At 60.3% G+C, this 18619-nt stretch carries 18 protein-coding genes and 1 riboswitch; of the genes, 15 read left to right on the plus strand and 3 right to left on the minus strand.

The window, feature by feature from the left end:
* Positions 1 to 177 precede the first annotated feature (177 nt).
* Positions 178 to 1863, plus strand: a complete 1686-nt coding sequence (ligB, locus tag BLS87_RS10000; protein ID WP_074752331.1) for an NAD-dependent DNA ligase LigB — start codon at positions 178 to 180, stop codon at positions 1861 to 1863.
* A 60-nt stretch (positions 1864 to 1923) separates the two neighbouring features.
* On the plus strand, positions 1924 to 2343 hold the full coding sequence (locus tag BLS87_RS10005) for a DUF1090 domain-containing protein (protein ID WP_074752332.1): 420 nt from the start codon (positions 1924 to 1926) through the stop codon (positions 2341 to 2343).
* A 153-nt stretch (positions 2344 to 2496) separates the two neighbouring features.
* Here the strand turns inward: BLS87_RS10005 and BLS87_RS10010 are convergent, their stop codons facing one another.
* Entirely contained in the window at positions 2497 to 2991 is a 495-nt protein-coding gene (locus BLS87_RS10010; RefSeq protein ID WP_074752333.1) for a c-type cytochrome, read from the minus strand.
* Positions 2992 to 3069: 78 nt separating this feature from the next.
* Positions 3070 to 3456: an MAPEG family protein gene (locus BLS87_RS10015; protein ID WP_074752334.1), complete on the minus strand. Its 387-nt coding sequence runs from the start codon at positions 3454 to 3456 to the stop codon at positions 3070 to 3072.
* 208 nt (positions 3457 to 3664) lie between these two features.
* Here BLS87_RS10015 and BLS87_RS10020 point away from each other — a divergent pair, with 208 nt between their 5' ends.
* The 6 genes from BLS87_RS10020 to otnI all read left to right on the plus strand — a co-directional run bounded on the left by BLS87_RS10020 (position 3665) and on the right by otnI (position 10185).
* A complete protein-coding gene (locus tag BLS87_RS10020; RefSeq protein ID WP_074752335.1) occupies positions 3665 to 4486 on the plus strand; it encodes a DeoR/GlpR family DNA-binding transcription regulator in 822 nt (273 codons plus the stop codon).
* Positions 4487 to 4963: 477 nt separating this feature from the next.
* Positions 4964 to 5869: an L-threonate dehydrogenase gene (gene ltnD / locus BLS87_RS10025; RefSeq protein ID WP_074752336.1), complete on the plus strand. Its 906-nt coding sequence runs from the start codon at positions 4964 to 4966 to the stop codon at positions 5867 to 5869.
* 10 nt (positions 5870 to 5879) lie between these two features.
* Positions 5880 to 7172, plus strand: coding sequence for a 3-oxo-tetronate kinase (otnK, locus tag BLS87_RS10030; protein WP_074752337.1), 1293 nt, complete (start codon positions 5880 to 5882; stop codon positions 7170 to 7172).
* Positions 7169 to 7819, plus strand: a complete 651-nt coding sequence (gene otnC, locus BLS87_RS10035) for a 3-oxo-tetronate 4-phosphate decarboxylase (RefSeq protein WP_074752338.1) — start codon at positions 7169 to 7171, stop codon at positions 7817 to 7819. The genes otnK and otnC overlap by 4 nt, the downstream gene beginning before the upstream one ends.
* Before the next feature lie 84 nt (positions 7820 to 7903).
* Entirely contained in the window at positions 7904 to 9364 is a 1461-nt protein-coding gene (locus tag BLS87_RS10040; RefSeq protein ID WP_074752339.1) for a GntT/GntP/DsdX family permease, read from the plus strand.
* 29 nt (positions 9365 to 9393) lie between these two features.
* Entirely contained in the window at positions 9394 to 10185 is a 792-nt protein-coding gene (gene otnI / locus BLS87_RS10045) for a 2-oxo-tetronate isomerase (protein ID WP_074752340.1), read from the plus strand.
* Positions 10186 to 10326: 141 nt separating this feature from the next.
* Here otnI and BLS87_RS10050 read toward each other — a convergent pair whose 3' ends face one another.
* A complete protein-coding gene (locus BLS87_RS10050) occupies positions 10327 to 10731 on the minus strand; it encodes an acyl-CoA thioesterase (RefSeq protein WP_074752526.1) in 405 nt (134 codons plus the stop codon).
* Positions 10732 to 10932: 201 nt separating this feature from the next.
* Positions 10933 to 11044, plus strand: a riboswitch (S-adenosyl-L-homocysteine riboswitch).
* 20 nt (positions 11045 to 11064) lie between these two features.
* Between BLS87_RS10050 and ahcY the strand changes: the two genes are divergently transcribed.
* The 7 genes from ahcY (at position 11065) to BLS87_RS10085 (ending at position 18560) form a co-directional block, all read left to right on the plus strand.
* Entirely contained in the window at positions 11065 to 12474 is a 1410-nt protein-coding gene (ahcY, locus tag BLS87_RS10055; protein ID WP_062385413.1) for an adenosylhomocysteinase, read from the plus strand.
* A gap of 192 nt (positions 12475 to 12666) precedes the next feature.
* Positions 12667 to 13512 carry a methylenetetrahydrofolate reductase [NAD(P)H] gene (gene metF, locus BLS87_RS10060; protein ID WP_074752527.1) on the plus strand — a complete coding sequence of 282 codons (846 nt, stop codon included), beginning with the start codon at positions 12667 to 12669 and terminating at the stop codon, positions 13510 to 13512.
* Positions 13513 to 13623: 111 nt separating this feature from the next.
* On the plus strand, positions 13624 to 14712 hold the full coding sequence (locus BLS87_RS10065) for a hypothetical protein (RefSeq protein WP_074752341.1): 1089 nt from the start codon (positions 13624 to 13626) through the stop codon (positions 14710 to 14712).
* 83 nt (positions 14713 to 14795) lie between these two features.
* Positions 14796 to 15620, plus strand: coding sequence for a substrate-binding periplasmic protein (locus BLS87_RS10070; RefSeq protein ID WP_074752342.1), 825 nt, complete (start codon positions 14796 to 14798; stop codon positions 15618 to 15620).
* Positions 15621 to 15850: 230 nt separating this feature from the next.
* On the plus strand, positions 15851 to 17764 hold the full coding sequence (rhlE2, locus tag BLS87_RS10075) for an RNA helicase RhlE2 (RefSeq protein WP_074752343.1): 1914 nt from the start codon (positions 15851 to 15853) through the stop codon (positions 17762 to 17764).
* A gap of 204 nt (positions 17765 to 17968) precedes the next feature.
* Positions 17969 to 18292, plus strand: a complete 324-nt coding sequence (locus BLS87_RS10080) for a type II toxin-antitoxin system RelB/DinJ family antitoxin (protein WP_074752344.1) — start codon at positions 17969 to 17971, stop codon at positions 18290 to 18292.
* Positions 18225 to 18560 (plus strand): type II toxin-antitoxin system YafQ family toxin, encoded by a 336-nt coding sequence (locus tag BLS87_RS10085; protein WP_074752345.1) that lies wholly within the window; start codon positions 18225 to 18227, stop codon positions 18558 to 18560. The genes BLS87_RS10080 and BLS87_RS10085 overlap by 68 nt, the downstream gene beginning before the upstream one ends.
* Positions 18561 to 18619 lie beyond the last annotated feature (59 nt).

Consider the following 18619-nt stretch of genomic DNA (forward strand, 5'->3'; position numbering starts at 1 on the left):
GTAGGCGCAGGATTGAAACATCATTTTGCACTCGTCCTGACGCGGCTCAAGGGACAGCTATGCAGCGAAAGCGGGCTCGACTGTACCGGCCATGAAAAACGCGGTAACCAAGCGCAAAGGAACAAAATCGCCCCACATCCTAGCCTTCCCGTCTCAACCCCAGGCAAGGACGCTTCGATGCCGACTCTTCTTCGCACCGCTTTCGGTGTAGCACTCGCCCTCTGCTTCAACTCCGCCCACGCCCAACCCTGCCCCGACTGGCCTCCCGCCAAAGCCCGTAGCGAAATCTCTTCCCTGCACACCCAGATCGAACACTGGAACGACAGCTATCACCGACAGGGTGTCTCGCTGGTGGCCGATGAGCTTTACGACCAGTCAGTGCAACGGCTTTCACACCTTCGTGGCTGTTTTGCCAAACCGGCACCCATCGACGACAACCCGCTGAAGACCGCTGCGGGACCGAACGCGCATCCGGTGCCGCACACCGGCCTCAACAAACTCCCTGACGAACGCGCGGTGCAGGCGTGGCTCAAGGGGCGTGACGACCTGTGGATTCAGCCGAAGGTGGATGGCGTGGCGGTCACACTCGTTTATGAGGGCGGCAAGCTGGTGAAGGCGATCAGCCGAGGCGATGGGAACAAGGGGCAGGACTGGACGGGACATGCCCATCAGATCGCAGCGATACCCCCTCATCTGGCGTGGCAAAAGACACTGGTGTTGCAGGGCGAGCTGTATTGGCAATTGAGCGCCCACGTTCAGGCCGAGGCCGGAAGCCTGAATGCGCGCAGCAAAGTCGCCGGGCTGCTGGCGCGCACGTCCATCACCGAAGAGGACGGCGCAAACGTCGGGTTGTTCATCTGGGACTGGCCCGATGGCCCGGAAGGCATGCAAGACCGCCTGACCGGCCTGCGTGCGCTGGGCTTTGCCGACAGCGCGACCTTCAGTGAGCCCATCGGAAGTTTCGACCAGGCCAAAAACTGGCGCGAGCACTGGTACACGAGCCCGCTGCCATTTGCGACCGACGGCGTGGTCATCCGTCAGGGTGTGCGCCCTTCAGCAGAGCGTTGGCAAGCGAAGGCGCCTTACTGGATCGCGGCGTGGAAATATCCGTTCGCCCAGGTATTGGGTGAAGTTCGCAAGGTGCATTTCAACATCGGCCGAAGCGGGAAGATCACGCCCGTACTGGACATCGAGCCGGTGCAACTGGACGACCGGAAAGTCAGCCGCATCAGCGTGGGTTCCTTCAAGCGCTGGGAGACACTGGACATTCGACCCGGAGACCACGTGGCGATCAGTCTGGCGGGGCTGACCATTCCGCGGCTCGATGGCGTCGTCACACGTAACGTCGAGCGGGTGGAAATGAAGGTGCCTGATGCTGCGGATTACCACCCGCTGAGTTGCTGGCAGCCAACAGAGGGATGCGAAAGCCAGTTCCGGGAACGGTTGAAATGGCTGGGCAGCAAGAAGGGCCTGGGACTTGCGGGCGTAGGACCCGGCACATGGGACAAGCTGATAGACGCCGGACACCTCAATGGTTTGCTGGACTGGATGCCCCTCGAGGGTGCGCAGCTTGCTAACATTCCCGGTCTTGGCGACCAGAGCAGCGCTAAACTGCTGAAGAGTTTTCAGGGAGCGCGCGAACAATCGTTCGCAATTTGGCTCAAAGCCATCGGTTTACCGCCGACCGCAGGCGCTCAGTTGGGTGAGTCGTGGTCAGATCTATCGGCTCGCAGCGTGGATCAATGGCAAGCCGAGGCTGGTATTGGCCCGGGACGTGCGAAGCAGTTAACGGCCTTTTTTCAGGACCCGCACGTGCAAGCGCTGGCCGGACAGTTGCGAGAGCAAGGCATCAAAGGGTTCTAGTCATTTTTTGTCCCGGGCGATTGTGTCGAGCGTCCGGGCACCCGTTTTCAAGGAGCATTCATGAAATTCTTGTCACCGCTGATTGTGTTCACTGCCTGTGGCCTGTTGGCAGCCCCGCTGTTTGCCGCCGAACAGGCTCCCGACTTGAGCGGCTGTGCTGCCAAACGTCAGGACATCAGCACCCAGATCGAACAGGCCAAGGCCGCCGGTAATAGCGATCAGCAGTCGGGACTGGAAAAAGCCTTGAGCGAAGTCACCGCCAATTGCACCGATGCCAGCCTGCTCAAGCAGCAGGAACAAAAGGTGCTGGACGCCAAACGTGAAGTCAGCCGCCGCCAGGCCGATCTGAACAAGGCCATGAGCAAGGGCGACCCCGACAAGATCAACAAGCGCAAAGACAAGCTGGCCGAGTCGCGCAAGGAACTGCAGGACGCACAGGAAGAACTGGAGAAGGTTCAGCCGGATGAAGAGGATGAATAGTCATCAAGGGTGAGGGCTCGACCGATCTCGTTGGGGTTAACCTGCTCAAGAAGACTGAGGCACGATTGATATAGAAGCATGGACCGCTCGAAAGCCTTCGCGAGCAAGCTCGCTCCTACAGGTTCACCAGCGCCCCCGATGACGCGCTTCTGATCAATGATCCCGAAACTCTTTATGGCACGCGTCGCAGGCGTCTTCGACGTTGTTCATCGGCGGGATCATGTTGGCCGGCGTCAACGGCAGTTGCCGGGTCGCAATCACCAGCTCATCGGTACGCCTTTCGAGAATGCCAGCCAGTTCCTGAAAGCGGGCCTGTTTCTGCCACACGGCGTCTTTCGCACTGGTGTGCTCCGACTCTTTAACAGCTGGAAAATGCTTCCACGGCTCGTGAGACAACGCATCCAGCTTCACCGCGCCTTCCGCGAACTTCGGTCCGTCGAACGGCAGCCGCCCGCGCAGCATGCCGCCGATATCTTCGCTGGTTTTGAGCATTTGCTTGAAGATCGCCTTGCGTTGCCCCAGCGGCGAATCGGGATCGACACCCCCGCAAGCACTCAAGGCAAGGGCGCCGATCACCAACAGGCTGATCGCTTTCAACAAAGGGTGTCTTAGCGACAGTTTTCTCAACGCAACGCTCTTCGAGTTCATGGCGACGACTGCTGGAAAAAATGGTCGCCAGTATCTGCGCTCGCCTTGAAAAACCCAAGTGAATGATCGGCATCCCGATCAGACAGAAATGCCAAACAACGCGACGACCAGACCCAGGCCAATAAACCACACCAGCGAGCGCAGCGCCGCGAGGTCCGCCAGGTAGAAAATGATGTAGAGCAGGCGACTGGTAACGAACAGCACCGCCAGCACATCAATGGTGACCAACTGAGCGACGCCGGCAACGTGCGCGATGATCACGCCTGCAGCAAAACCCGGGATGGCTTCGAAGCTGTTCTGTTGCGCCGCATGGGCACGCCGCGGCAAACCTTCCAGCTTGTCGAGAAAGTCTCGCGGGTTGTGGTTCTGCCGGGTACTGAAACGACCACTGCCAAACTTGGCGATCGACGTACAGACCAGCGGCAACAGAATCACGATCAACACGCACCAGAAGGCAACGGTCATATTTGCAGCATCCTTTTTAGAATTTGAATTTCACCCAGAACATTCAGGTAGCACAGGCTAAGAGCCATGGCCGAACGAAAGGTTCTTTCCCATCATGCGGCCATCAAGGCCTGTAGGAAAGTTCTCGCTGCTGTCATGACGCGAGCGATTGGCTAAGATGCCAGCCATCACAGCCGATTTGGCTGGACACCGTGACTCAGGAGCCTGAATGCCTAGCGAAGAAGACACCACCGTCAGTGGTGCAGCGCCCATGATTCCCGACCAACGCCGGGAGCTGATGCTGCGTCAGTTACGCAAGCATCAAGTGCTCAGCGTGCATCAACTGATGGAAATGTTCGATTGCTCGCACATGACCATTCGCCGCGACATCGCCCTGCTCGAACAAAGTGGGCGTGCTTATTCGGTGACCGGCGGCGTACGCATCGCAAGCCAGGTGCACAGTGAACCCAGCCATCAATCCAAGGCAGTGATCGAACTCCCGCAAAAGCAGGCGATGGCCAGACTGGCAGCCGGTTTGTTGCACGCTGAGATGACGGTGTACCTGGACGCGGGCACCAGCACGCTGGAAATCGTGCCGCACATCGTCGCGCTGTCCGGGATGACGGTGGTCACCAATGACTTTGGCGTGGTCAACGCGCTCGCGGATGCGACCCATGTGGACGTGATTCACACCGGCGGCATGCTGGACCACCCGAACCGCTCCTGTGTGGGCGGTCTGGCGGCCGCAACGTTGCGTCAACTGGCGACGGACGTGGCGTTCATGTCCACCAGCTCCTGGGACCTGCAACGGGGCACGACCACACCTTCTGCGCTGAAGGTCGAGGTCAAGCAGGCGGCGATGCAGGCCGCGTCGCGCAGCGTGCTGCTGACCACCAGTTCCAAGTACGGCACGTTCGGCATGTACAAGGTCGCAGGCCTTGAGCAGTTCGACACCATCATCAGCGATGACGGGCTGGCCGAAGGCGCGGCGGAGAGTATTCGGGCGCAGGGCGTCGAGTTGTTGCTGGCGTCGGTGAGTAGAAATCAATAATGTCCAGTCCACGCCGCACGCCCCTCTAGGAGCCGGCTTGGTGAGGACGGCGTTCGGACGAATGCGGTGCATCACCAGCGTCTATGGCGACTGACACACCGCCTTCGCTGCCCTCGTAACCTCGGACGTCTCCTACAGGGACCGGGTTGTTGCATGAGCCTGTGTCCAGGCCTCAGACCTTTGGCCGGCTTGCTGGCGAAGGCATCCGTCCAGACACAACTGATTTGGCGGGTCTCCCGTATTCGCCAGCAAGCTGGCTACAATTGATGCGCGAAGCCCTCAAAACCTCTCAGCACCCAAGCCCCGACACGTATCGGGGCTTTTTTTCGTCGATTAAAAAGCGCCCTATGTTAAGTTTTGTTAATCCAAAAAATTACTTCACATTATCCGCTCATGGGTTCACTATCTTTAACAGATCAGAACAAACACCGTTCGAGTGCCTGACGCAACGATGGCGCTCAACCTGAGGAGAGCATCATGAATAACAAGAATGTCGGCGTCATTGGGCTGGGTGCCATGGGTTTGGGCATCGCTCGCTCCCTGTTGCGCAGTGGTTTCAACGTTCATGCCTGTGATGTCCGTGCTGCCGTGACCGAGCAATTCGCCAGCGAAGGCGGTGTTGCCTGCGACTCTCCCGCCAGCATGGCGGCCGCCTGCGACGTGATCATCACCGTCGTGGTCAACGCCGAGCAGACTGAAACCGTCTTGTTTGGAGAAAACGGCGCCGTTGCAGCGCTTAAACCCGGCAGTCTGGTCATTGGTTGCGCCACCGTTGCGCCGACCTTCGCCATCGAGTTGGGCCAGCGTCTGACCGAAAAGGGTCTGCTGTACCTCGATGCCCCGATCTCCGGTGGCGCAGCCAAAGCCGCTGCCGGTCAGATGACCATGATGACCTCCGGCCCTGCTGATTCCTACGCCAAAGCCGACGCCATCCTCAACGGCATGGCCGGTAAGGTGTATCGCCTGGGCGACGTCCACGGCCTGGGCTCCAAGGTCAAAATCATCAATCAGTTGCTGGCTGGCGTGCATATCGCTGCGAGCGCCGAAGCCATGGCGCTGGGCCTGCGCGAAGGCGTCGACGCCGACGCGCTGTACGAAGTGATCACCAACAGCGCCGGTAACTCGTGGATGTTCGAAAACCGCGTGCCGCACATCCTGAAGGCTGATTACACGCCGCTGTCCGCTGTGGATATTTTCGTCAAAGACCTGGGCCTGGTCCTGGATACCGCCCGCGCCAGCAAATTCCCGCTGCCGCTGTCGTCCACTGCGCACCAGATGTTCATGCAGGCCTCGACCGCAGGCTTCGGCCGTGAAGACGATTCCGCCGTGATCAAGATCTTCCCGGGCATCACCCTGCCCGCCGCCAAAGCCGCCAACGACTGAGGAACCGCAGATGAGCACTTCGACTCCGCGCCCTCTTCTGGGCTGCATCGCCGACGACTTCACAGGCGCCACCGACCTGGCCAACATGCTGGTGCGTGGCGGCATGCGCACGGTGCAGAGCATCGGCATTCCCAGCGCCGAGAGCCTGGCTGAGCTGGACGCCGACGCGATCGTCATCGCCTTGAAATCCCGTACCACGCCCGCGGCTGAAGCGGTCGAGGAATCCCTGGCCGCGCTGCAATGGCTGCGTGACCGTGGCTGCGAGCAGATCTTCTTCAAGTATTGCTCGACCTTCGACTCCACCGCCAAAGGCAACATCGGGCAGGTCAGCGAAGCGCTGCTCCAAGCCTTGAACAGCGACTTCACCCTCGCGTGCCCGGCATTCCCGGAAAACGGCCGCACGATCTTCCGTGGCCACCTGTTCGTGCAGGATCAGTTGCTGAACGAATGCGGCATGCAGAATCACCCGCTGACGCCGATGACCGACGCCAACCTGGTGCGCGTGCTGCAATCGCAGACCCGCAAGAAAGTGGGCTTGTTGCGTTACGACAGCGTCGCCAAAGGTGTGAACAGCGTGCGCGCGCGTATTGCCGAACTGCGCGCTGACGGCGTAACCATGGCGATTGCCGACGCACTGTCCGACGCCGACCTCTACACACTGGGCGAAGCCTGCGCCGACCTGCCGCTGCTGACAGGCGGTTCGGGTCTGGCGCTGGGTCTGCCAGGCAACTTCCGCAAAGCCGGCAAGCTGCGCGACGTCGACGCGGCCCAACTGGAGCAGGTGAACGGCGGCGAAGTCGTGCTCGCGGGCAGCGCTTCGGTTGCCACCAACGGCCAGGTCGCTGCCTGGCTGGACGCCGGACGCCCTGCACTGCGGATCGATCCGTTGGCGCTGGCCGATGGCAAGCCAGTTGTCGAAGACGCGTTGGCCTTTGCCCGCGATGCCGGTCAAACCGTTCTGATTTATGCGACCAGCAGCCCGGAAGAAGTCAAAGCCGTGCAACAAAAGCTCGGCGTCGAGCGCGCGGGCGCCATGGTCGAGGACGCGCTGGGCAAGATCGCTCGCGGTCTGCTGGACGCAGGCGTGAAACGTTTCGTCGTCGCTGGCGGCGAAACCTCCGGCGCTGTCGTTCAGGCGTTGGGCGTCAGCCTGTTGAAGATCGGCGCACAGATCGACCCGGGCGTTCCCGCCACCATCAGCAGCGGCGATCAGCCCCTCGCGCTGGCGCTGAAATCCGGCAACTTCGGGGGTCGCGATTTCTTCGACAAAGCCCTGAAGCAACTGGCCGGAGGTGCTCAATGAGTACTGCAACGAGCGCCGAAAATAAGCTGCGCGATGAGATCTGCGACATCGGCCGTCTGCTGTTCGGTCGCGGCTACACCGTGGGCAGCGCCGGCAACATCAGCGCACGCCTTGAAGACGGCTGGCTGATCACGCCGACCGACGCCTGCCTGGGCCGCCTAGACCCGACCGCCATTGCCAAGGTCAACCTGGCGGGCGAATGGGTGTCCGGCGACAAGCCCTCGAAAACCTTGATGCTGCATCGCGAGGTCTACGACCGCAATCCAGGCGTGGGTGGCGTGGTGCACACCCACTCCACGCATCTGGTGGCGCTGACCTTGGCCGGTGTCTGGCATCCGAACGACATTCTCCCGCCGATCACGCCCTATCAGGTGATGAAGGTCGGGCATATCCCTTTGATTTCTTACGAGCGCCCCGGCTCGCCAAAGGTCGCCGAGCAGGTGGCAAAGCTGGCGAACAGCGTGCGCGGCGTGATGCTCGAGCGTTTGGGGCCGGTGGTCTGGGAAAGCTCGGTGGCCAAGGCGGCTTACGCCCTGGAAGAGCTGGAAGAGACTGCTCGCTTGTGGCTGATGAGCAATCCTAAACCCGAGCCGCTGGACGCAGCGGCCCTGGAAGAACTGCGCCAGACGTTCGGCGTGAACTGGTAACCCGCACAGCACCTTGATCGGAGGCCTTATTCACGGCCTCTGGCACCCCGGCTTTTGCCGGAAACAATAACAACAGGACACAACATGACGCCTCTTATCCTCATGATCATCGCCGGAGCCGGCATCGCGCTGCTGCTGCTTCTGGTGCTCAAGTACAAATTCCAGCCGTTCGTGGCATTGATGCTCGTGAGCATCATCGTCGCGCTGGTTGCCGGGGTAAAACCGAGTGACCTGGTCGCGACCATCGAAGGCGGCATGGGCAAGACCCTTGGCCACATCGCGATCATCATTGCGCTGGGCGCCATGATCGGACGCATCATCGAACTCTCGGGCGGTGCAGAGGCGCTGGCCAAGACCCTGATCAACCGCTTCGGCAACAAGCGAACACCGCTGGCGTTGACCGTGGCCGGGTTCATGGTCGGCATTCCGGTGTTCTTCGAAGTTGGCGTGATCATCCTCATGCCACTGGCTTACGGCGTCGCCCGCGCAGCCCGCAAGCCGCTGCTGATTTTCGCGCTGCCAATGTGCGCCGCGCTGCTCTCCGTTCACGCCTTTCTGCCGCCGCACCCGGGTGCCGTTGCCGCTGCCGGTCAGTTGGGCGCAGACCTGGGTCGTGTCCTGATGTTTGGCCTGCCGATGGTGGCCGTGCTGTGCCTGATCGGCTACGTGATCGCCGGCCGCATGACGCGCAAAACCTACCCGATGACCGATGACATCCGCAGCGAGGTTTACGGTCCGCACATCACCAACCAAGACTTGGTGGATTGGGCCAACAACGATTACTCGAAAACCGCTGATGCCACGCACACCGGTCACGCGCTGGGTCTGGAAGAAAGCGCCAGCAGCCTCGCTGCCCGCCTGCCGAAAGCCCCTGCGCCGGGCGCCGGGATCATCATTGCGCTGATCCTGCTGCCGATCATCCTGATTTTGCTGGGTACGCTGGCAACCACCATGCTGCCCGCCGACTCGACGTTGCGCAGCATCTTGACCGTCCTCGGCGCACCGCTGGTCGCCCTGCTGATCGACACCCTGCTCTGCGCATGGGTTCTGGGTTCGCGCCGTGGCTGGAGCCGCAGTCAAGTGTCCGACGTGATTGGTTCGGCATTGCCGGGCGTGGCGATGGTGATCCTGATCGCCGGCGCTGGCGGTGTGTTCGGCAAGGTGCTGGTCGACACCGGTATCGGTGCGGTGGTCTCCGAAGCCCTGCGCAACACCGGCCTGCCGGTTCTGGCGCTGGGCTTCCTGCTGACACTGCTGTTGCGCGCCGTCCAAGGCTCGACCACAGTGGCGCTGGTGACCACCGCTGGCATCCTCAGCCCGCTGATCGCCACGTTGAACCTCAGCGCCAACCACATGGCCTTGCTGTGCCTGGCCATGGGCGGTGGCGGTCTGGCCATGTCCCACATCAACGACGCCGGTTACTGGATGTTCACAAAATTGGCCGGCCTGAACGTGGGTGACGGCCTGCGCACCTGGACGTTCCTGGTGACCGTACTCGGCACGCTGGGCTTCCTCATAACCCTGCTGCTGTGGCCTTTTGTCTGACCCGGTAGCCTGCTTTCCAGGAGAAAAACATGCCTCGTTTCGCTGCCAACCTCAGCATGCTGTACCCGCAACATGACTTCCTCGCGCGCTTTGGCGCGGCGGCAAGTGATGGCTTCGAAGCGGTGGAGTACCTGTTCCCGTACGATTTCACCGCCGCAGAGATCAAGCTGCGCCTGGAAAATTTCGGTCTGACCCAGGCGCTGTTCAACGCACCGCCGGGTGACTGGGCCAACGGCGAGCGAGGCATTGCTTCATTGCCGGGGCGTGAGAGCGAATTCCGCAGCGGCTTCCAGAAGGCGCTGGAATACGCCGCCGTGCTGGGGAACGACCGCATTCACGTCATGGCCGGCTTGCTGCCCAACGAAGAACTGCGCCAGAAGCACCATGCGGTGTATCTCGAAAACCTGAGCCATGCCGCTTACGAAGCGGCGAAAGTCGGCATCACCGTGCTGATCGAACCGATCAACACCCGTGACATGCCGGGCTTCTTCCTCAATCGTCAGGATCAGGGTCAGGCGGTGTGCAAGGAAGTGGGCGCGGGCAACCTGAAGGTGCAGTTCGATTTCTATCACTGCCAGATCGTCGAGGGCGACGTGACCAGCAAGCTGCGCCGTGACTTCGCCGGCATCGGTCACATCCAGATCGCCGGCGTGCCCGATCGACATGAACCGAACATGGGCGAAGTGAATTACCCATGGCTGTTTGAAGAGATCGACCGCCTGGGTTACACCGGCTGGGTCGGTTGCGAGTACCGCCCCAAAGGCGATACCAGCGAAGGTCTGCAGTGGTTGCGGGACTGGAAGGCGCGTAATCCGGGCTGAGTGACTTCATTAGCCCAACGCACCCCCTTGTAGGAGCTGCCGGAGGTTACGACGGTGGCGAACGCAGTGTGTCAGACATATCGCATTCGCCACCGTCGTAACCTCCGGCAGCTCCCACAGGTCTTATGGTGCCGCACAAGATCACTCGTTAATCACTTCGTCCTTGAACTGATCTTTCACGTAAGTAATTTCGGTCTTGCCGTGCGGTGCTGGCAGACCATCTTCGCCCAGGTTCACGAACACCATCTTCTCGACGGTCAGGATGCTTTTGCGCGTAATTTTGTTGCGCACCTGGCAGGTCAGGGTGATCGAGGTGCGGCCGAACTCAGTGGCGGTGATGCCCAGTTCGATGATGTCGCCCTGGCGTGACGCACTGACGAAGTTGATCTCGGAAATGTACTTGGTCACCACCCGCTGATTACCCAACTGAACGATGGCGTAAATCGCCGCTTCTTCGTCGATCCAGCGCAGCAGACTGCCGCCGAACAGCGTGCCGTTCGGGTTGAGGTCTTCGGGCTTCACCCATTTGCGCGTGTGGAAGTTCATGGTTCGCTCCTGATCGTCTGTCTGTTGATGACCAGCATAGTGCCAGCCCATGGCGTTTACCTCCATTGAGCATCGACTATGGTCGCGATTAGTCACTCGTCATTTAAACGCAACAACCTCTTGGGCTAACTCCCCGTCGCCGCTATAATCGCCACCGCTTCAAAAAACGGTCATCACCGCTTGATACCGTTTTCCCGCCACCTGTCCGAGGGGCGCTGCAGCAGGTCAAACCTGTCAGGCTCGGATGGGGCGTTGTTTGGTCAGGCTCATTGCTGCCGATCAAGCCTTAAACGCACAACGGCGCCCATTCGCACACTACGAATGGAGACTCTTATGAGCGCTGTACTGACGCCCAACGATTTCAACGACTACAAAGTCGCCGATATTTCCCTGGCTGCCTGGGGCCGTCGCGAGACCATCATCGCTGAATCCGAAATGCCTGCTCTGATGGGCCTGCGTCGCAAATACGCCGGTGAGCAACCGCTCAAGGGCGCGAAGATTCTCGGCTGCATCCACATGACCATTCAGACTGCCGTGCTGATCGAAACCCTGGTTGCCCTGGGTGCCGAAGTACGCTGGTCGTCCTGCAACATTTTCTCGACTCAAGACCAGGCTGCTGCGGCCATCGCTGCTGCCGGCATCCCTGTCTTCGCCTGGAAAGGCGAGACCGAAGCAGAGTACGAGTGGTGCATCGAGCAGACCATCCTGAAGGACGGTCAGCCGTGGGACGCCAACATGATCCTCGACGACGGCGGCGACCTGACCGAGATCCTGCACAAGAAATACCCGGCGATGCTGGATAAAATCCATGGCGTCACCGAGGAAACCACCACAGGCGTGCACCGTCTGCTGGACATGCTGGCCAAAGGCGAACTGAAGATCCCTGCGATCAACGTCAACGACTCGGTCACCAAGAGCAAGAACGACAACAAGTACGGCTGCCGTCACAGCCTGAACGACGCCATCAAGCGCGGCACCGACCACCTGCTGTCGGGCAAGCAAGCGCTGGTCATCGGCTACGGTGACGTGGGCAAAGGCTCGGCTCAGTCGCTGCGTCAGGAAGGCATGATCGTCAAGGTCACCGAAGTTGACCCGATCTGCGCCATGCAAGCCTGCATGGACGGTTTTGAACTGGTTTCGCCGTTCATCAACGGTGAAAGCGACGGCACCGAAGCAACCATCGACAAAGCGCTGCTGGGCAAGATCGACCTGATCGTGACCACCACCGGTAACGTCAATGTGTGCGACGCGAACATGCTCAAAGCGCTGAAAAAACGCGCCGTGGTCTGCAACATCGGTCACTTCGACAACGAAATCGACACCGCTTTCATGCGCAAGAACTGGGCATGGGAAGAAGTGAAGCCGCAGGTGCACAAGATCCACCGCACCGGCGCTGGCGAGTTCGACCCTCAGAACGACGACTACCTGATCCTGCTGGCCGAAGGCCGCCTGGTTAACCTGGGTAACGCAACAGGCCACCCAAGCCGCATCATGGACGGTTCGTTCGCCAACCAGGTGCTGGCCCAGATCTTCCTGTTCGGCCAGAAATACGCCGACCTGAGCCCGGCCCAGAAAGCCGAGCGCCTGACTGTTGAAGTTCTGCCGAAGAAGCTGGACGAAGAAGTCGCCCTGGAAATGGTACGTGGCTTCGGCGGCGTCGTGACCAAGCTGACCAAGACCCAGGCCGACTACATCGGCGTGCCGGTCGAAGGTCCGTTCAAGCCGCACGCGTACCGCTACTGATACGTCTGTAGGGAGGGTGTGCCCGGTATTGCGGGCACGCTCTCACAGAAACGACCACCGCCCCATGTAGGACCGCGCTTGCCCGCGATTGCATTTTGTCAGCAACCCATTCGGGTCTGAACCACCGCAATCGCGGGCAAGCGCGCTCCTACATGAGTCGGCGCAAGGCTCAAAACTTCCAAGGTTATGACCATGTCCCAAGACCGTCGCTACAGCTTCGAGTTCTTCCCTACGAAGACCGACGCTGGTCATGAAAAACTGCTCGCCACCGCTCGTACGCTGGCTGGCTACAACCCTGATTTCTTCTCCTGCACCTACGGTGCCGGGGGCTCCACGCGTGACCGCACGATCAACACCGTGCTGCAGCTGGAAAAAGAAGTGAACATCCCTGCCGCGCCGCACCTGTCGTGCGTCGGCGACAGCAAGGACGATCTGCGTGGCCTGCTCACGCAGTACAAGGATGCGGGCATCAACCGCATTGTCGCACTGCGCGGCGACCTGCCTTCCGGTATGGGCATGGCCAGCGGTGAGCTGCGTCACGCCAATGACCTGGTCACTTTCATCCGTGAAGAGACCGGCAGCCATTTTCACATCGAAGTCGCCGCTTATCCCGAGATGCACCCACAGGCGCGTAACTTCGAAGATGATTTGAAGAACTTCGTGCGCAAGGCCAATGCCGGTGCCGACAGCGCCATCACCCAATACTTCTTCAACGCCGACAGCTATTTCTACTTCGTCGAGCGTGCTGAAAAGATGGGCGTCAGCATTCCTGTCGTGCCCGGTATCATGCCGATCACCAACTACAGCAAGCTGGCTCGCTTTTCCGATGCCTGTGGCGCGGAAATCCCTCGTTGGATTCGTAAGCAGCTGGAAGCCTACGGCGATGACTCCGCCAGCATCATGGCGTTTGGCGAGCAGGTGATCACAGAAATGTGTGAGCGCTTGTTGCAAGGCGGCGCCCCTGGCCTGCACTTCTACACGCTGAACCAGGCAGAGCCTAGCCTGGCGATCTGGAACAACCTCAAACTGCCCCGCTGAGAGGCAGGAATTCCCTCTGGATCATCCGGTCACAATAAGGCAACGTTTCACCGGCAGGCTTCGTGATGACGAGGCCTGTTAAAGCCTTCATTGAAACGGAAACCCAAGCAGTTGACCTCCCTCAGTCAGATTACATCGCGCCCCCAACTGGTCTACCTCGTTTTCGGGGCCCAGACCTACCATCAAGAAGCGGTGTTCAGCATCGCGAGCGCTTTGGCCAAAGCAGGCGCCACAACCGACCGGCCATTCGACATCCAGGTGTTCAGCGATAACCCTGAGCCCTATCGCGACTTGCCGGTACGTGTCAGACCTATCGATGCAGACATGCGGCGCGAGTGGAGCGGCCCGCATCACTACCATTTCCGTTGCAAGCACGTCGTTGCACGCCTGGTCCTTGAGGAGGCGGAAAAAGCGATCCTGATCGACACCGATACCTTCTTCCTGGACGGCCCCATGAAGCTGTTTGAGAGGGTTCAACCTGACACCCTTCTCTGCAACGCGTTTCAAATCCGTTATGCCGACTGCAAAGAGACGGTTTTGTACACCGCGCTGGCGAAGACCCTGGCAGAACGGAATCTGGCCGACGATCAAATGAGGCTGGTGAACTCCGGGGTCATCGGGCTGACGCGCAACAATGCACCGATACTCGACACGTCGATCGCGCTGATGGATGAGTTTTTTCCAATGACGCCCGGCGCCATCACGCTGGAAGAGTTCTGCCTGGGCGTGGCCGCCTACCGCTCGCTCAAGATCGATCAATGCGCTGACCTGATTCATCACTACTGGAGCCGCAAGCCTGTGTTTCGCGCCAAGGTCCTCGCGTGGATACGCAAGCACCGTCACGACCCGCTCGGCGCCGGGGCGATGCACGACACCGAAAACGTTTCACCGAAACTTCCTCGGCCCGCCACCTGGCAGCGACTGATGTATAAAACCGCGACGCTGGTGGTGCCCCAGCCACAACGGCAATTTGTCCGAGAGGTTCTCTACGGTTGCTGCGAACACCCCAACGAATTCGACCGAGCGTGCTCACCCGTCTGGTGGGAAAAAGCGTTCAGCAACGCCGAGCACCGCCTGAAGAAGCCGATTGCACCCGCGCAATTGCGCCAATGGCTCGATCACTGGGCCGTTCGCCGTTTGCTGGGGCGCAGACGCACAGCGATCTATCAGCACCTTGTACAGATGCAAACACCTCGCTGACGCCCGGGCCAGAGACGCAGACTCATGTGCGTCTCTGGAAACACCCCTTCTATTTCGCGAGCGGGCCACGTAATCTCGCCCCCATGCCTCAGACTTCCCGACTGCTCTGCGCCGCTTTCCTCGCCTGCCTGAGTTTCAGTGCAATGGGCGAGAAGCTACGTATTGTCACGGAGCCCTGGTCACCCTACGTGACGGTCGATGACCAGCAGGCATCAGGGCTGGACTATGAAATGACGAACATCGTCTTCAAGCGACTCGGCATTGATGTGCAGTGGCAGTTTCTGCCCTGGAAGCGTTGTCTGATGATGGTTGAGCAGGGCGAAGCGGACGGTGTGCTGGACATCTTCAAGGTTGCCGAACGAGAAGACCTGCTCCTGTACCCGAACGAGCCACTGTCGGACGTGAACTGGGTGTTGTTCCAGTCCAACGACAGACCACACCCGTTCAACGCCCTCGACGATCTGCATGGCCTGACCATTGGTGTATCGCCGGGCTATCTGTACACCCCCGAATTCGACACCTCGAGCCTGTTTATCCGTGAGCCCGCGCCGAGTCATGAGGCAAATTTCGGCAAGCTGGTTCGCGGCCGCATCGATTTGCTGGTGACAGACCGCCTCGTCGGCCAGGAAACGATCCATCAGCTCAAGCTGCGCGACAAGGTGAGCCAGCTCCCTCTCGTGCTGGGCCGTCGTCCGCTGTACCTTGCGCTTCGGCGCAACGTGGGCATGGATTTGCTGATGCAGCGCTTCGGCGCAGAACTCAAGCGTTTCAAGCTGGAACCGGCTTATGCGCAGCTGGTGGCACGCTACACCGGAGAGGAACCGCCGACGCTCCCGGCGTCTTCCGGCGATCAATCGGCGATTGGCGTAGAAAAAACCGTTGAGCAGCATGAAAGCAGCGCGTTGTGATTGCTCTGTTATACTCCGGCGTTCCCGCCAGGCTTACGCCCGGATGCTCGGTTTCTCAGAAGACTTCTCGATCACGTCAACAGCGCTTCTTCTTTCACGCGCTTATGCCACGAGTTGAACTTACAGACCGCGACACGACCGGACGGAATTGAGCTTTCCAATGCCAATTTGCGGCGGGCCGATCTTCCCCCTATTCGGGCCCTTGGCCCCAACTTAAGACAGGATTACTCATGTCCTTTGCTTCCCTCGGTCTCTCCGAGGCTTTAGTCAGCGCCATCGAGGCTGCTGGCTATACCCAGCCTACTCCGGTGCAACAGCGGGCCATTCCCGCCGTGTTGCAAGGCCGCGATCTGATGGTCGCCGCTCAGACAGGTACTGGTAAAACCGGTGGTTTCGCCCTCCCGATTCTGGAGCGCCTGTTCCCCGCCGGTCACCCGGACAAATCCCAGCGTCACGGCCCGCGCCAACCGCGCGTACTGGTCCTGACCCCAACCCGTGAACTCGCAGCCCAGGTCCACGACAGCTTCAAGGTCTACGCCAAGAACCTCAAGTTCGTCAGCACCTGTATCTTTGGCGGTGTCGGCATGAACCCTCAGGTTCAGGCCATGGCCCGCGGTGTCGACGTCCTGGTCGCCTGCCCGGGCCGCCTGCTCGACCTGGCCGGCCAAGGCAGCGTTGACCTGTCTCACGTTGAGATCCTCGTCCTTGACGAGGCCGACCGCATGCTCGACATGGGCTTCGTTCACGACGTGAAGAAAGTCCTAGCGCGACTGCCTGCCAAGCGCCAGAACCTGCTGTTCTCGGCCACTTTCTCGGCCGACATCACCGCGCTGGCCGGCAAGCTGCTGCACAACCCGGAACGCATCGAAGTCACGCCGCCGAACACTACGGTCGAGCGTATCGAACAGCGCGTGTTCCGCCTGCCTGCCAATCACAAGCGTTCGCTGCTGGCGCACCTGATCACTCAGGGCGCGTGGGAGCAGGTGCTGGTGTTCACCCGTACCAAGCACGGCGCCAACCGCCTGGCCGAGTACCTGGACAAACACGGCCTGAGCGCCGTGGCGATCCACGGCAACAAAAGCCAGAATGCCCGCACCAAAGCCCTGGCCGACTTCAAGGCCGGCACCGTGCGCATCATGGTTGCCACCGACATCGCAGCACGCGGTCTGGACATCGACCAACTGCCGCACGTGGTCAACTTCGAGCTGCCGAACGTCGACGAAGATTACGTCCACCGTATCGGTCGTACCGGCCGTGCCGGTCGTTCGGGTGAGGCGATCTCCCTGGTCGCGCCTGACGAAGAAAAGCTGCTCAAGAGCATTGAGCGCATGACCAAGCAGAAGATTGGTGACGGCGACCTGATGGGCTTCGACATCAATGCCGTTGAAGCCGAGAAGCCGGAAGTGCGTGAGCGTCCCGACGTGCGCAACCCGCGCAACGCACGTGGTCCTCGTGGCGATGGCCCGAACGGCGGCGGCGGTGGTGGCGGTCGCAAGGACAAGGGCAAAGACAAAGGCAAGGAAAAACCGGCCGCCGCAGCCGCATCGGGCGAACGTCCTGCACGTCCGGCGCGTCAGCAAAAACCTCGCCAAGGCACGCCAACCAGCGAAGCACGCCCTTCGCAGCCGCCTGCAGCGCGCGCTGATCGCGCACCGGACGAGTTTCTGGATGACGAGGTCGACAACTTCGGTAACCGCGCCGATTACGTCAGCCCGTATCAAGGCAAGAACCAGCAAGGTCGCAATCGCCGGCCTGGCGCTCCAGCCACAGGTTCCGCTCCCGCACCACGCGGCCAGGCGCCCGGCCGTAGCGGCCCACGCGGCGGTTCGGCTACGGGTTCGGGCACAGGCGCCAGCACGGGTGCCGGTGCTCCTGCCAAGCGCAGCGGTCCGCGCAACGGTTCGGGTCGTGATGGCCAGGCGCGTCGTGAAGAGCAGCCTCGCAATCGCCGTCCTGCCCGTGAAGATCAGCCTGCCCGTCAAGAGCCCGCCGTGCGCGGCCCTCGCGACGGTCAGCCGGCACCGAAGATCATGCACAAGGAGTCGAAAAGCGATCGCTTCCCGTCCGCCGAACTGCTTGATCAACTGCCGAGCCGCCCACGCGGTGAAAAGCCAGCCCTGCTGACCCGCAATCGCGAAGGCTAAACAGCGCTGACTTTATCTCGGTGAAAAAACGCCCCGACTGGTTCGGGGCGTTTTTGTATCCGGGTGACCGAAATGCTTGCCTGACACACAGCTCCCACAATGAACACCGCTTGGATGAGCGCTTGCCAGCGCGTGAGCAAAGGCCAATAATTGCGTCTAGCTGCGTAGCTACGATGTAGCTACATATTTCAAGAGGTTATTACTATGGCCGCATTACTAAAGAACACCGACGTGCGCTGCCGCATAGATGAGGATTTGAAAGAGCGAGTGACGACCGTGCTTAACGCCTGTGGGTTGACGATTAGCGAAGCAATGCGCCTGTTCCTGCTGCAGGTCGTGGAAGCACAAGGGCTTCCGTTTGAGGTGCGTGTACCTTCGGATAAAACCGCCAAAGCCCTGATTCAGGCGCGAGAAATCCGGAGTCGATTTGATTCTATGGACGAGTTGTTAGAGGACCTGGATGGCAAAGAAGCACCCCAAGCGCACAGAAAGCAACGCGCCAAACCCAAAGCGGGCCCCTCTGCCTAGGCGAGTCGACTTCACGCCGGAGTTTAAAAAATCCTGGGAACGCTACAACAAGGCCGGGCGGCACGACATGAACGTCATGCGCGAGGTCATGGGAATGATCTGGGAAGGCCGGCCTTTACCACCCGAGTATCTTGACCATGAACTTAAAGGCGAATGGGCAGGGGCTCGAGAGTGCCACGTCGGAGGCGACTTCCTGCTGATTTATCAAATGACTGAGCGCCATTTGATCTTCGTCGACCTGGGCACCCATGCCGAGCTTTTCAAATAAAGTCATGGCACGTCCGACAAAAACGCCGCCCATCGGGCGGCGTTTTTTTGTTTCTGAAG

The organism is Pseudomonas abietaniphila, assembly GCF_900100795.1.
Taxonomy (GTDB): Bacteria; Pseudomonadota; Gammaproteobacteria; order Pseudomonadales; family Pseudomonadaceae; genus Aquipseudomonas; species Aquipseudomonas abietaniphila.